Origin of the sequence: Paenibacillus silviterrae (assembly GCF_030167925.1) — a bacterium.
GTDB classification, from domain to species: Bacteria; Bacillota; Bacilli; order Paenibacillales; family NBRC-103111; genus Paenibacillus_G; species Paenibacillus_G silviterrae.
In genome coordinates, this window is record NZ_JASKUT010000002.1 from 2114548 (window position 1) to 2129885 (window position 15338).

General features: G+C 48.7%; 10 protein-coding genes and 1 other annotated feature. Of the genes, 9 read left to right on the forward strand and 1 reads right to left on the reverse strand.

Annotated elements, in window-relative coordinates; genetic code table 11:
* Positions 1 to 180 precede the first annotated feature (180 nt).
* From QMO62_RS32165 to QMO62_RS32200, 8 genes are all read left to right on the forward strand, one after another.
* The gene (locus tag QMO62_RS32165) at positions 181 to 1695 is read left to right on the forward strand and encodes an extracellular solute-binding protein (RefSeq protein ID WP_284646578.1); all 1515 of its coding nucleotides are present in this window, start codon (positions 181 to 183) and stop codon (positions 1693 to 1695) included.
* 206 nt (positions 1696 to 1901) lie between these two features.
* A complete protein-coding gene (locus QMO62_RS32170; protein ID WP_284646579.1) occupies positions 1902 to 2822 on the forward strand; it encodes an ABC transporter permease in 921 nt (306 codons plus the stop codon).
* A gap of 20 nt (positions 2823 to 2842) precedes the next feature.
* Positions 2843 to 3712: a carbohydrate ABC transporter permease gene (locus QMO62_RS32175; protein ID WP_284646580.1), complete on the forward strand. Its 870-nt coding sequence runs from the start codon at positions 2843 to 2845 to the stop codon at positions 3710 to 3712.
* A 61-nt stretch (positions 3713 to 3773) separates the two neighbouring features.
* Entirely contained in the window at positions 3774 to 4997 is a 1224-nt protein-coding gene (locus tag QMO62_RS32180; protein WP_284646581.1) for a glycoside hydrolase family 130 protein, read from the forward strand.
* 204 nt (positions 4998 to 5201) lie between these two features.
* Complete coding sequence (locus tag QMO62_RS32185; RefSeq protein WP_284646582.1) at positions 5202 to 8198, forward strand: OmpL47-type beta-barrel domain-containing protein; 2997 nt, start codon at positions 5202 to 5204, stop codon at positions 8196 to 8198.
* Between the two features lie 180 nt (positions 8199 to 8378).
* Positions 8379 to 8640 (forward strand) — a binding site (T-box leader).
* 43 nt (positions 8641 to 8683) lie between these two features.
* On the forward strand, positions 8684 to 10324 hold the full coding sequence (gene metG, locus QMO62_RS32190) for a methionine--tRNA ligase (RefSeq protein WP_284646584.1): 1641 nt from the start codon (positions 8684 to 8686) through the stop codon (positions 10322 to 10324).
* A 312-nt stretch (positions 10325 to 10636) separates the two neighbouring features.
* Positions 10637 to 11179 (forward strand): dihydrofolate reductase family protein, encoded by a 543-nt coding sequence (locus tag QMO62_RS32195; RefSeq protein WP_284646585.1) that lies wholly within the window; start codon positions 10637 to 10639, stop codon positions 11177 to 11179.
* Positions 11180 to 11201: 22 nt separating this feature from the next.
* The gene (locus QMO62_RS32200; protein WP_284646586.1) at positions 11202 to 13478 is read left to right on the forward strand and encodes an ATP-binding cassette domain-containing protein; all 2277 of its coding nucleotides are present in this window, start codon (positions 11202 to 11204) and stop codon (positions 13476 to 13478) included.
* A 254-nt stretch (positions 13479 to 13732) separates the two neighbouring features.
* Here the strand turns inward: QMO62_RS32200 and QMO62_RS32205 are convergent, their stop codons facing one another.
* Positions 13733 to 14584, reverse strand: coding sequence for an aldo/keto reductase (locus QMO62_RS32205; RefSeq protein WP_284646587.1), 852 nt, complete (start codon positions 14582 to 14584; stop codon positions 13733 to 13735).
* A 170-nt stretch (positions 14585 to 14754) separates the two neighbouring features.
* On the opposite strand from QMO62_RS32205, the gene QMO62_RS32210 reads away from it, so the two are divergent.
* Positions 14755 to 15201, forward strand: coding sequence for a MerR family transcriptional regulator (locus QMO62_RS32210; RefSeq protein ID WP_284646588.1), 447 nt, complete (start codon positions 14755 to 14757; stop codon positions 15199 to 15201).
* Positions 15202 to 15338: the final 137 nt, after the last annotated feature.

A 15338-nucleotide genomic window follows, 5' to 3' on the forward strand; every position in this document is an offset into this window, starting at 1 on the left:
AATTACAACTCTTCCGGTTCGTAACAATCCGTACCGATTGGTAGATAACGGACTGTACGGACCGAGAGGAAGCCAATTATGATCAAAACACGGAGCCGGGCAAGCAGCGAAAGCAGAGAAAAAAGGAAAGACCGTCTGAACAGGCGCTGCCCGGTTGATCATAAACAGGAGGGTTTATCCATGAACCAAAGAAGAAAAGGGATCTTGCTAACGTCTTTATCGTTGATCTTGGCAGGGACGTTAGCCGGTTGTAATTCGAAAGACGCGGCGCCGTCCGACTCCGGTAAATCGGCAGCCCCGGACGCCCAATTGAGTCCAGTAACGCTGAAAATCATGTTTCCGGGAGATCCGCCGGGCAATTGGAATGAAGTCAAGACGGAGATGGAGAACCGGTTATCGAGTACGCTCAATGTGAAGCTGAATGTAGTGTTCATCCCCTGGTCGGATGTTCTCACGAAGCGCCAGGTCGCCTTGTCCTCTGCCGAAGACTACGACCTCATCTGGGACAATAATCCGACGCAAAACATTGCCGCCGGCCTCTATGAGCCTTTGGACGCATTTATTGACAAATATGGACCTGACATCAAGGGCACACGCTCTCCGCAGCTGATGGAAGCCAACAAAGTGAACGGCAAATTGTATGCGGTTCCGCTTGAAGTGAATTTCATTCGTCCGTGGACGTTCGTTATTCGCAAAGATATCCGGGAGAAGCTGGGAGTCGCTCCGATTAAGAGCTATGACGAGCTGATCAAGTTTATGTATACTTTGAAGGAAAAGGCGCCGGAGATCACGCCGTTTATTCCGAACGGTTCGGAACATATCGGCTTAAAGCAAGCAGGCATGTTAGATCCGAAAACCAATATTGCCTCTGTTCTCAGCTATCCCGGATTGTACACCAAAGGCAATGACGGGAAGGTTTATAATTTCTTCGATAACATGGATCCCCAGATCATGAAAAATTTCGAAACCAATCATAAGTTGTATAAAGACGGGATTATTGCCAAAGACGCTCTTACCCTCAGGAACGCCGAATTTGCCAAGGGAAAGGCGGCGGTTTCGACCTTTAATGATTTCGGTGTTAATCTCAGCACACGTACGGCTCTGGAGAAGGCGGTTCCAGGAGCGTCTGCGGAAGCATTCAGTCTGTATGATCCGAATATGAAGCTCAGCTCAACATACAAGGCAGGCAATTACATCGCTGTTCCCGTGATAAGCAAAAACAAAGAACGCGCCATCCAGTTCATCAATTGGCTGAACAAGCAGGAGAATTACGACTTGCTGGCTTACGGAATCAAGGGGAAAAACTGGGAGGATGCAGGTCCGGGCTTATATAAACCGATTAAAGAAAACTCCTATGCCGGAATTCCTTTCGCATGGGGCTGGAACCCCAAGCTCGACCGTATTGATGCAAGCTTGTCGGAGGACGTCATCAAGCTGAATCAGTGGCAGCGGGATCCTAATAATTTTTCGGCAGATATTCTTTCCGGGTTCACCTTCGACCCAAGCCCGGTTTCCAATGAAGTTGCGCAATTGAGCAATATGGGCAAAGAGCTTTACGAGCCGATCGTTATGGGACTCATAGAACCGAAGGAAGGCTTGGAGAAATTTAAAGAAAAAGCGTATACCAACATCAAGAAAATTCAAACCGAGTATCAAAAGCAGCTGGATGCGTTTTTGGCAAATAAAAAGAAGTAATAGATCCATAAGCCGGAGCCTTGATGTCAAGGTCTCCGGCTTTTTTCTTTAACTAGGGAGGTGTTAAAATCCGCACTTCCCCCATTGGTAATATTCACACCTGCTTAGGCTGTTAAGGTTCAAACTCATTGATAAAAGCAAGACTATACGATCCTTTCTCCGAATGAGTAAGATACAGGTACACACGAAAGGAGAGAGATCTTATCATGAGTATCATGCGGGAACTCAGGAAGAATAAATGGCTGTACGCCATGGCGCTTCCCGTGATTGTGTACGTCTTTATTTTTTCTTACTTGCCGATGACCGCCCATATATTGGCGTTCAAGCAGTTTATTCCCGCCAAGGGGCTTTGGGGAAGCCGGTGGGTGGGGCTCGACAATCTTATGTTCTTTTTCACCGGACCGGATTGGCTCAGAGTTACATTAAATACGGTATATTTGAACCTTCTGTTCATTGTAGCAGGCACGGTGTGCTCGCTGCTCATTGCCCTGCTGCTGAATGAAATCAGGCAAGCCTTCTTCAAGAAGCTGACGCAATCTCTCGTTATTTTGCCGCATTTTATTTCCATTATCGTCGTAAACCTGATGGTCATGAACTTCTTTAACGGGCAGGACGGAATGATCAATCGATTGCTGAACGACTTCGGATTCCAGACGGTCCATTGGTTTCAGACGCCGTCGGTCTGGCCTATGCTGCTAACGATCCTATTCGTATGGAAGGGAGCCGGCTGGGGCTCGATTATTTATCTGGCCACCTTAACCGGGTTCTCCGAGGAATATTATGAAAGCGCAAGAATCGATGGGGCCAAGCGATGGCAGCAGATCTGGCATATTACCCTGCCGCTGCTGCGTCCGACCATTATCGTGTTGATTCTGCTGGACCTTGGGCGAATCTTCTACGGTGACTTCGGATTGATTTATGGAATCGTCGGAGACAATTCTCTCCTGTTCAAGGCTACGGATGTTATCGATACTTATACGTATCGTTCCTTGCGGGAGGTCTCTAATATGAACAGCTATAGCAACGCCGCGGCAGTCGCATTATTCCAATCGGTTATGGGTTTTATTACCATTCTCTTTTTCAATTGGGTTGTCCGCAGGGTTGATAATGATTCGAAGTTATTCTAGTGAGGTGCTTAAGCATGTTAATGAAACAACGTGATGGTTCCCAATTGGCCATATCCGTCGTGGCGTATGGTTTCATAGGTTTCTTCGCCCTAATTTGCTTCATTCCCTTCTGGCTTGTGTATATCGGATCGTTCACAGCGGAGCATCAGATTGTCAAGGGCTTTCAAATGTTCCCAACCGAGTTTTCATTCGATTCCTACCGTTTCTTATTTAATGGCAGCCAGGTGTACCGCAGTGCCTTTGTGTCTATGTTTGTTACCGTGGTCGGCACGGTAGGAGCCGTGCTTTTGACGTCCATGTTCTCCTATGTGACAGCTCATCAGAAGGTGAAGTACAGAAATGCTCTTTCCTTCTACATTTATTTTACGATGCTGTTCGCCCCCGGGCTCGTAGGCTATTATTTGCTCATCTCCAATTGGCTGAGCCTGCGTGATTCGTTACTGGCATTAATCCTGCCGCACATGTTCTCCGCCTTCAACGCATTTCTGATGACCTCCTATTTTCGTACGCTTCCCTTTGAAATGAATGAGGCGGCGACTATGGATGGTGCCCATGAGCTGTACATTTTCTATCGCATCATCTGGCCGATTTCCATGCCGGTCATCGCGACGATCACGCTGTTCTATGCGCTTTCTTACTGGAATGACTGGTTTAATGCGCTGATGTTTATTGATAACCCGGAGAATCATCCACTGCAGATGATGTTAAGAAGAATCATATCCAATTCGCAGAATCTGGATTATTTAAATGCAAATATCAACATTCCTGTCTCAGCTACAGGCATTCAGCTTTCGACCGTTGTCATCACGATTGGGCCGATCATCTTCTTATACCCGTTTCTGCAGCGCTACTTCATCAAGGGGATGACGATCGGCGCGGTCAAAGGGTAGCTATATCGGTTCTTAAAGTCTATCTGCTCTTACCATCCCATAAACAGGAGGAACTAACTGCATGAAGCCGCGTTTTCGATATTCCCCGCAGCCGGTGCTCGAACCGGTGCCAGGCTGTGAATGGGCCAGCAAGATGGTGCTAAACCCGGCAATAATAAAAGATCCGTCTTCCGATCAGCTGCACATGCTCTTTCGGGCCACCGGCCCGTGGTCGAAGAAGCGCAAGGAGGGTAAGCACGACCCGTACCCGATCTTTCTAGGTTACGCCGTAAGCAGCGACCTAGGAAAGACATGGGATGCCGATTTCTCCAGGCCTGCTCTTGCCCCTGCACTGAATGAGGGATTCGAGGACATCTACATTACGGACATCCACGGTAATCGCGTACGAGATTATTCCAACGGCTGTATTGAAGACCCGCGTATTTTTCCAATCGAAGGGGAGCTGTATCTTTCCGTGGCATGCCGAATGTTTCCCCCGGGCCCGTATTGGCTGATTGATCAGGACCCATCGATTGATACACGTAACGACTACGTGCCGGATTGGGTGTTTGAAGGGGACGATGCGTTCCGCGTTGCGGCGCGCACCAATAATACCGTAACGGTCCTGTATAAATTAGATTTGGAGAAGCTGAAGACAGGCCGCTACGAGGAGGCTTTTACTTACGTATGCCCGTTGACGGAAGGCCACGTAAGCAATAACCGTGACGTCTTCCTATTCCCGGAGAAGATGCGGATCGATGGGAAAATGCAATATGTAATGCTCCATCGCCCGATGACGCCCGCCTCATTCCCGCAAGGCTCGCTGGTGAATAGCCCGTCGATCTACCTTGCAGCGGCAGAGAAGCTGGAGGATTTCGCATCGGATCGGGCCACCCATCGGCTGCTGGCAGCCGGCCAATTTCATTGGGAGGACAACCGGATCGGAGCAAGCTGGGCACCGCTTAAGATTTCGGCGGACGAATGGCTGATTGCCTATCATGGCAAGAAGGATGTCCACTTTGGCTACACACAATCCTTCCTGATTGTACGCGAGCGGGAGAATGATTTCCCTGCCGTGACGCATCGATGCTCCGAACGATTAATGTATGCTCAGCAGGAGTGGGAGATGCCAAGCGATTATCCTACGCCATGCTTGTTTACAACGGGCGGGATTGTGGTTGGAGAGGACTTGATCATGTCCTATGGCGCCGCAGATCAGAAGGTAGGAGTTTCGTGGGTGAATTTCGCGGAGCTTGTGAAATACTGTATGCAATTTGACGCAAATGGCCGTTGGATTGGGGAGTAATATTGGCGAACTACGTTTCGAATCGGCGCATCAATGGGGATTATTACGATGCAGCCGGTTCAACTCAAAATATTGGAAGCGCTTTTACGAAAGTCGGGGCGTGTGTTTGAGAGGGGGTGGTTTATATGCAGCATGATCATCGGAAGACGTTTCATTCCTTGTAAGATCGCTTGCCAAAGGTATGAATACAGAGGAGGGTAAATAATGGTAAACCTTGGTAAACTGTTTCAAACGCGCGTTTTTGCACTACTTCTGGCTTGCATTATGGCAGCAGGCTGGATTCCCGTAGGAGAGGTGCGCGGAGAAGGCACTTTGCTGAAAACCGGAAATTATTACTTTGGCCCGGCTCCGAACGGAGGAAGTCTTCCCGACAAAGGAGCAACAGGGTTGGTTTCTTCTGCCAATGGCGTGCTGCTTGACGGAAAAACTACAACCTATGCCGGATGGATGGGGAGCGGGACGGGTACCCCAGGGACCGTACAGGTCGTGTTCGACTTGTTGAAGGATTACCCGCTCGACAGCATTAACGTCGTACTGAATTCACCCAATTCAGCTTGGGGGTTTAAAGAGTTTACGCTCAAATACCGCCCCGAGGCTGTAACGGATTATTACTATATTGCCGCCAAACACATCAGAACTCCAGGGATCGTCTCAACGAGCCCTAGCTCCACCTGGAACTATTCTGTAAACGTACCGATGTCGAACAAGAAGGCCAGGTTTATTGTTATCGATATTAAGCGTCCTCATGCTTTTCAGCATATTCCTCTAACCGAGGTTCAAATTTATAAAGGGACCGGGGAAGAAGGCGTGAATCCCGGCCCTGCGCTGACTGCGGAACAAATGGCTCTCGAGCTGAAGAAAGACGGCTTGATGGCGGATAAGTACGGGCAGTGGGTTTATGAAACGTGGCCGGGAAAGGTGGTCTCCGACGAGCAGCTGCAGCAGGAATATGCGAATGAGGCGAATGCGCTCTCGAATGTTTCCTTGGATCTATCAAAGTATGATCAGTACGGCGGTGTGAAAAACGGGGGACAATACAAAAACACCGGTTATTTCAGACTCCAAAAAATCGACAACAAATGGTGGTTTATTACCCCGGACGGATATAAATTTATTCTGAAGGGCGTGGACGCCACTAGTATATGGGAGTGGGGGTACGGAACGCCGCTCAAAAAAGCGGACGGCACACCTAGAAATGTGTTCGAGGAGCTTCCCGACCCTGTGGCCTATGCACCCGCTTATGTCAATGATTCCAATGGAGAACGGGTAAGCTTCGTCGTTGCCAACGTCATGAAGAAATACGGAAGCAATTTTGAATCGAAATGGGAGGATATCACGAAGAAGCGCTTGATCGATTGGGGCTTCAATGCCTTTAGCAAATGGACCAAACCGCGTCATGTCAAGTTTCCCTACATTCAAGTTTTGCAAGACCCCGGCAGCTTGAAAAGAATTCAATGGACTTATGATGTGTTTGACCCGCAGAATGAATCCATCATAGAAAATGCATTAAGCTCCCAGCTGCAAACAGCGAAAAACGATCCTTGGCTCATCGGATATACGTATGATAATGAGGCCGGATGGAATACCGATATTGTCAAAGAAGTTCTGACTTATAACTCGACATCTACGGCGAAGAGCGCGTTTGTGGATTTTCTGGCGCCAAGGTACAACAATGACCTTGCCGTCGTTAACCAGCTTCTTGGTACCAGCGCCGCCTCCTTCACCGCGTTGAAGGATATCTCGATCAATATGGCCAAGGTGCCTGCTGCAGATGTATCGGATTATATCAAGCTGGCGTCCCGAGCCTATTTTACAACTGTCAAGAAAGTAATCAATAAATACGATACGAACCACCTATTTCTGGGGGCGTCCATCGTTCCGACTTGGCGTACCAGTCTAGAGTGGGATTCCGCGGCTATGGAGTTTGTAGATGCTTTTTCCGTTGACAATTACGTGAACGATGCCACTTGGATTTCGAGATACGAGACTTACGGCAAACCGCTGCTGAATCTGGAGTATACATTTAGTACGACCCAACGCGGTCTTTCGCCTGTCAATTCGGGTACAACCGTAGGAAGCACAGCGGATAGAGGTTATGCCTTCAAATCCTTTGTGGAAAGTCAAATCTCCCATCCGTTGTTTGTCGGGTCGGGCTGGTTTTCGTATTACGACCAAGCGGTTACGTGGCGTAAAGACGGGGAAAATTTCAATATCGGCTTGGTAAATCAACAGGATCAACCCTATACGGATATGGTCAATATCATGAAGACCGTCAATGCCGGCTTGGAGCAGGTACATGATAACGCCAGCAATCCCCCAAGCTTCGAAACAACAGCTATGTTGACGCCGGCGCAGCCGGATGGACAGAACGGCTGGTACGTCAACCCGGCTACACTCGCCTTAAGCGCTTCGAATCAGCTGTCGGGCGGCTTTCAGACCGAATATAGTCCGGATGGGGGAGCTACTTGGGAGTTATATTCGTCCCCGGTGACGTTCGATCAAGACGGACAGTATACCGTGAAATATCACTCGAAAGACCAAACAGGAAACGAGGAGGCCATAAAAACGATCAGCTTGATGGTGGATAAGACGGCGCCGACTACCGTCGCAATAGTTAGCCCGGCAGCACCTGACGGCAGCAACGGATGGTATAAATCCGACGTCACGGTAAGCCTGGCGGTATATCAAGATGTATCCGGCTTGGCGAAGACGGAGTACCGGGTAAATCATGGCGGATGGATTAGCTATACAGGCTCGATCCCTGCTTTCGGCGAAGGAAACTATAAGATCGACTATCGCAGTGTGGATCAGGCCGGTAACGTAGAACAGATTCGCACGGTCGAGTTCAAGATCGACAAGACCGCGCCGTTAGTAACGGTCCAGCTGGATAAAACGTCCCTGTGGCCAGCCAATCACAAAATGGTCGATATACTGGCAGCGCTTCATCCGACCGATCCTGCATCGGGCATCGATTGTGTACTCTTAACCTCAGTGACAAGCAATGAACCGGACAGCGGCCTGGGCGACATTGAGGCTGATTTCGGTACAGCGGCGACATGGGTTCGTTTGCGTGCCGATAGATCCGGCGGCGGATCGGGACGCGTATATACGATTACTTATACGGTTACCGATAAAGCAGGCCATAAGAAGGATGTTTCGGCGACGGTCACGGTACCGCATGACAGAGGAGCCGCGCAATGATGAACGGTTCAGCCTCCTAACCTTAGCGAAATGGATAATGACTACCCTCATGCCGCATCGGTATGAGGGTAGTCCGCGTAGGTAGGAGCGGGTCACATTACACACAACAGCCCCTACTCCGAAAAAGTACCTTGACTTTGGAATAAACGTTTAGTAAAATTCCCAATAACTTGAATATTTTGAAAATCTAAGAAGAGAAAGAGTACCTTGGTGACGGCTTTTACAGAGAGCTCCGACAGCTGAAAAGGAGTAAAGAATAGCCTAGGGAACATGGTCTCAGAGCTGCGCATCGAAACCATACTTGGTCGTAGGCTGCGCCGGAACCCGCATCCGTTACTGTGCTAGGGTATAAACGTAAAAAGCGTCGTACCTGAAGAGGTGAATGCCGCAAGGCATTGATGAAATTGGGTGGTACCACGTGAGCACAACTCTCGTCCCTATGGGATGAGGGTTTTTTTGTTTGTCCAAAAAAAGGAGGGTATCACATGGCGAAAATATTTATTGGTGGAGCATGGCCATATGCGAATGGTTCGTTGCACCTTGGACGATTGGCAAGTTTATTGCCGGGGGATGTGTTGGCACGTTATTTCCGTGCGAAGGGTGAAGATGTGTTGTACGTGTCTGGCAGCGATTGTCATGGAACACCGGTCGCTGTTCAAGCCAATCATGAGGGAGTCTCGCCAAGTGATATTGCAGATCGATACCATCGAGAATTTGTCGACTGCTTTCATCGCTTGGGCTTTACCTATGATTTATACACGCGAACCGATCAAGAATTTCACCATCGAGTAGTACAAGACATATTTTTAAGGCTTCTGGAAAACGGACATCTGTACAAGAAAGCAATATTGCAGACATATTGCGAAACAGATCAACAATTTTTACCGGATCGTTATGTTGAAGGGAATTGCCCTGTATGCGGACATCGAGCCCGAGGCGATCAATGTGATTATTGTTCATCATTGCTCGACCCGGCGGACTTATTCGAAAAGACATGTAAAATTTGCGGAAATCCCCCTGTTGAGCGCCCAACGGAGCATTTTTATCTTGTTCTGTCTACATTTCAAGATGAACTCAGCCAATATGCAGAAAAGGCTCAGGGCTGGAGAGAAAACGCCGTTAAATTGACCCAAAGGTACTTGGAAGAGGGGCTTCAAGATCGAGCGGCGACTAGAGATTTGACATGGGGCGTGGGAGTTCCGGTTGAAGAATTTGAAGAGAAGAAAATCTATGTTTGGGTTGAAGCTGTTAGCGGATACCTGTCGGCAAGCAAAAAGTGGGCAGCTGAGACGGGAGGCAGCTGGGAATCCTTTTGGTTGGACTTGGAAAAGGACATAACCGCTTATTATGTTCATGGAAAGGACAATATACCTTTTCATACGCTGATCTGGCCTGCACTTCTCTTGGGTGTCGGGGGGCTGCATTTGCCGGATCGAATCATCTCATGTGAGTATATGACATTGGAAGGGCAAAAGTTTTCGACAAGCCGTAATTGGGCAGTTTGGGTACCTGATGTTCTGAACAGGTATCAACCGGACTCTATTCGATACTTTCTCATCGCAAATGGGCCGGAGAGGCGTGACACTGATTTTTCCTGGAGGGAGTTCATTCACAGCCACAATGGCGAGCTGCTGGGTGCTTTTGGAAACTTTGTTAACCGTACGCTAGTCTTTATTGACAAATCCTTTGAAGGACGTATTCCGCCAGGAGAACTAAATGGGGTTTGGAATAAGGAAACGGAAAAGTTGTATCGGGTTTCCGGAAACCTCATTGAAGAAGGCCGTCACAAGGAGGCCATTGAGTTGATTTTCACATACGTTCGCCAAGCAAACAAATTTTTTGACGAACAAAAGCCTTGGATACAAATCAAGGATAATCGAGAGGCATGCGGAGCTACATTACATGCTTGTGTCCAGATCATTGCGAACCTTTCCAATTTGCTCCATCCTTTCCTCCCCTTCTCTTGTGAGAAAATAAGAGGATTTCTTACACTTGAACAACCGAGCTGGAAGTTGCTTCAAATTCCGGCGGACCAACAAATCCAAAATCTAGAGCTACTGTTCGAGCGAATTGACATTAGTCGGATAGAAGAAGAAAACAGACTCTTGGAGAAGCAAAGGTTGTAGGCTCACTCAACCGGGGAGGAGACTTCCATCCGGATGATTCTTTCCCCATCACCTGCGTCGACATTTAACGGAACAGGATCCAAATTTCCCGGGAAATGCTGGAGAATGACAGAATGTGTCGAATTGCAAATAATCCGCAAGCTACGGTTAATGGAACGTTTATTATTTCAGTTTCGCTCGACTGCCCCATGAGAACCCGCGTAGCTTTTCAGGGAATCGCTCTGACGGAGAGCTCTCTTTTATTAATATGACATAAGTTGACGTATTTGAGGTCTATAGTGGGTGGTAGATTAACGAAAGGAGTAACAAATCATGAAACGAAAAATAATTTTAGATTTAGCGGTTACTTTAGATGGTTTTATTGAAGGAAAAAATGGTGAAGTTGATTGGTGCATTATGGACTCTGAGATGGGGTTTCACCATTTTTTAAATCAAATTGATACCATTATATATGGAAGAAAAAGCTATGATATATGGGGACAATTTACTCCGGAACTTGAACATACGGATTTTGAAAGAGAATTCTGGGAATCGGTTCACAGTAAAGAGAAATATGTGTTTTCCAGGACACAAAAAGGGATAGGTAATAAAGCAATATTCATCAATGATAGTATTGTTGAAAAAGTAAATGAATTAAAGAATAAGCCCGGCAAAGACATCTGGCTATATGGTGGAGCAAGTCTTATTACAACTTTTATCAATTTAGGACTTGTTGATGAATATAGATTATCCGTTCATCCTGTTGTTTTGGGAGAAGGAAAACCGCTGTTTGCGGATATAAAACAGAGATTGAATTTAAAATTCGTTAATACAAGAACGTTCTCCTCAGGCGTTGTACAATTAATTTATCATTAAGAAAATCCGAGGTGAAGGGGCTATGAACATCAATGATATCGTAATTGAGGGAGCACGCGAGAATAACCTTAAAAACGTGAATGTCCGCATACCGAAGCAAAAAATCACGATCTTCACAGGCGTCTCGGGCTCGGGCAAATCTTCCCTGGTTTTCGACACCATCAGTGCCGAAGCTCAGCGGCAGCTTAACGAGACTTTTTCCACATTCATCCGCAATCGGCTGCCCCGTTGTAGTCAACCGGATACCGATCGGATTGAAAACCTGTCTACGGCGGTTGTGATCGATCAGAAAAAGCTCGGGGGCAACTCCCGTTCGACGGTCGGCACGATCACGGATATTTATTCGATGCTCCGGTTGCTTTTCTCCAGAATCGGTAAACCTTTTGCTGGTAATTCGCATGTTTTTTCGTTTAACGACCCGGCTGGCATGTGCCCGGAATGCTCCGGGGTCGGACAAGTGGTGCAGTTCGATGTGGGCAAGCTGCTTGACAGGTCCAAGTCGCTGAATGAAGGCGCAATCCTGTTCCCCGTATTTAAAGTGGGTAGCTGGTACTTGAATACGTATACCCATTCCGGCTTGTTCGACAACGACAAGCGGCTCGCCGACTTTACGCCGGCGGAATGGGATACCCTCCTCCACGGCAAAGAAAGCAAGATCGTATACCGCACCAAAGGCGGCGATATCGAATCGGATTATGAAGGTCTGCTGCCCAAGCTCACCCGCCTGTATTTAAAGCGAGACAGCAGCGAGATGTCAGATGCCAAACGCGAAACCCTTAACCGCTTTCTAACCTATAGCGAGTGTCACCTTTGCGGGGGAAGCCGGCTTAATCAAGCGGCCTTGGGCTGCCGGATTAACGGATACAACATTGCCCAATGCGCGGCGATGGAGATTGGCGAGCTAATACGTATGATTGAATCGATTCAGGATCCCGTTGCCGGCCCGATGATTGACGGGATTCTGAACCGGCTGAATCATCTGGTCTCCATCGGGCTAGAGTATCTGAGTCTGGATAGGCAGACTACATCCTTGTCGGGCGGGGAGTCGCAGCGCATCAAGATGGTCCGTCATCTGAGCAGCAGTCTTACCGACATGATCTACATTTTCGACGAACCGAGCGTCGGGCTGCATCCACGAGATGTCCATCGTCTGAACGGCATGCTGAGCCAGCTACGGGACAAAGGGAATACCGTGCTCGTTGTCGAACACGACCGCGAAGTCATGGAGATCGCCGATTATATCATCGATGTCGGACCTCATGCGGGAACCCGCGGAGGGGAAATCGTCTACGAAGGCGACTTTGCGGGTTTGCTCCGCGCGGATACCTTGACAGGACGATACTTGAAGCAAAGTCTGCCCTTGAAAACTTCAACCAGGGTGCCCAAGGGTTGGATGACCGTAGCCGGCGCCAGTCTGCACAATCTGAAGGATGTAACAGTCGATATACCCGTAGGTGTGCTGACCGTGGTAACGGGGGTAGCCGGCTCAGGCAAGAGTACGTTGATTAACGGAGCATTCCTGCCGTCGCATCCGGAAGCAATTGTGATCGACCAGTCGGCCGTGGGCACATCCATCCGCTCTAACCCAGCCACTTATACGGGGATGATGGACGAGATCCGGCGGCTGTTCGCAGTCGCCAACAAGGTGAGCGCATCGTTGTTCAGCTTCAACTCCAAGGGAGCCTGTTCCAACTGTCAGGGTCTCGGGATGGTATACACGGATCTGGCCTTTCTCGAACCAATAAGGACGACTTGCGAAATTTGCGCAGGCAGGCGGTTCAGCGATGAAGTACTAGAGTATAAGCTGTTCGGAAAATCCATCAGCGACGTCCTCGCCATGACGGTACGGGAAGCTTCGGAGTTTTTCACCGGGAAAGAGCTGCTCCGTCAATTGCAGACGCTGGAGGATGTGGGACTCGGATACGTGACGCTGGGCCAGCCTCTGAGCACCTTGTCGGGCGGAGAATGCCAACGCATCAAACTGGCCGGGGAACTTCACAAGAAAGGCAGTCTCTATGTAATGGACGAGCCGACAACCGGACTGCATATGTCCGATATCTCCCGTCTGATGGACATTATGAACCGCTTGGTCGACGGGGGCAACACGGTGGTAGTCATCGAGCACAACCTGGATGTGATCAAGAGCGCGGATTGGATTATTGACATGGGTCCCGAGGGCGGGCACCGGGGTGGCCGAATCATATTCGAAGGCACTCCTGTCCAGCTGGCTGCTTCCGAGCATTCGATAACGGGGGAGTATTTACGCAAGGCGGAAACCAGGCAAGGAGCGTCTTTCTGACGGGGTACTTTGTAACGGACCCGATCGAGGATTAAGCTTTTGGAGAACGTTAATTGAATAAAACAGAGGATCCAGGTAGACAAAACGTTTGTTTTTGCTTGTAATGAATATGCTTGCAACGATTAATTCATCCAGCCCGCCGCTAAACTCGTTATGGAGAACCAAATAGTGGTAAGGTGGAGGGCCGATGAAACAACAAGGAAGGACAGCGGCACCCGCCCTGTCCATTCCTAGTGGAGAAACCAGACCAAAGTTTACAGTTCGACTCTCCAGTTGCCCATCATCTTGGCGACTCCCGGATCTTGGTACGATAAGAATAGACTCTCCCGTGTATCAAGGGCGGAAATGCGTTCCATATCGTCCACGCTCAACGTAAAATCGAAAATAGCGAAGTTTTCGACGATTCTCTCTTTGTGTATCGATTTTGGAATGACAACAACTTCTCGCTGAACAAGCCAGCGCAATACGATCTGGGCGACGGATTTGTTGTGTTTTTCCGCGATCGAGGTCAGAACTTCATTGCTAAACAGGTTATTGCGTCCTTCAGCGAACGGCGCCCACGACTGATGTTGCACGCCCTGCTCTTTCAAGAAAGCACCGCTCTCTGTCTGCTGGTAGAACGGGTGCGTCTCAATCTGGTTGACGGCGGGCACGATTTCGTTATGCACAATGAGGTCCATCAGACGATCCGGCATGAAGTTGCTGACCCCTATGGCCTTGATTTTGCCTTCACGGTAAAGCTCTTCCATCGCGCGCCAAGCGCCGTAGTAATCGCCGAACGGCTGGTGAATTAGGTATAGATCGAGATAGTCGAGCTGCAGCTTCTTCAGGGACTTTGCAAACGCAAGCTTGGCACTCTCGTATCCGGCATCCTGAACCCAAATCTTGGTCGTAATGAATAGCTCTTCACGCGGTACACCGCTGCGCTTAATCGCGTGTCCGACCGCTTCCTCGTTAAGGTAACCGGCGGCGGTGTCGATCAAGCGGTAACCGGCCGACAGTGCTTCGTACACCGCGTTCTCGCACTCTACAGCATCCGGAATTTGGTAGACCCCGAAGCCTAGGATCGGCATCTTCACACCGTTGTTCAAAGTTACAGTTTGCATTGAAATTCCTCCTATTGATTAATTGTATAGCAGCAACCGGTGCGTATCCCGGAAATCGGTACTGGAGAGGGAATTCCGATTACGACTCAGTTGCATTACAATAAGCTTAGTACCTTCGTGTTAGACGAAGGCAAGAGGCTGTTATTCTTTTTTTCAAAGGAGGATTCCACATGTACACAGTCAAAGAAGCCGCACAAGTCACGGGACTCACCGAACACGCTGTGCGCTTTTACACGGATAAAGGTCTGGTGCCAAGCGTACAGCGCAATGAGAATAATGTTCGAATATTCGACGAAGAATCGATCAACTGGCTGCATGGCATCAAATGCCTCAAGCAATCCGGGATGCCGATTGATGTCATTAAAACGTATATCGATTTATGTCTCGAGGGGGATTCCACCATTCCGCAACGCTACACACTCATGATGCAACATAAGGAAGCGGCGCTCGCTAAGCTCGAGGAGGCCAAACTGCACGTTGCCCATTTGGAAGAGAAAACAGTCCTATATCAAGCCATACTAGAGCACCGCACTCCAGATACAACCAATCCCATCAATTGGGACAGAATTCAGCATATGCATGGTGACGTATTTTATAAGGCTGCACATAGAGTTTGAATGTCGAAGCCGGTTAAACCGTATTCGCTGATAGCTCTGTTACGGTGAACCGTATCATCAATGACGCAAAATATATTTAGATTATTATTTGTCAATAATTCAAATAGGGCCATCCGCGTGTGTTTCGGGGTGGCCCT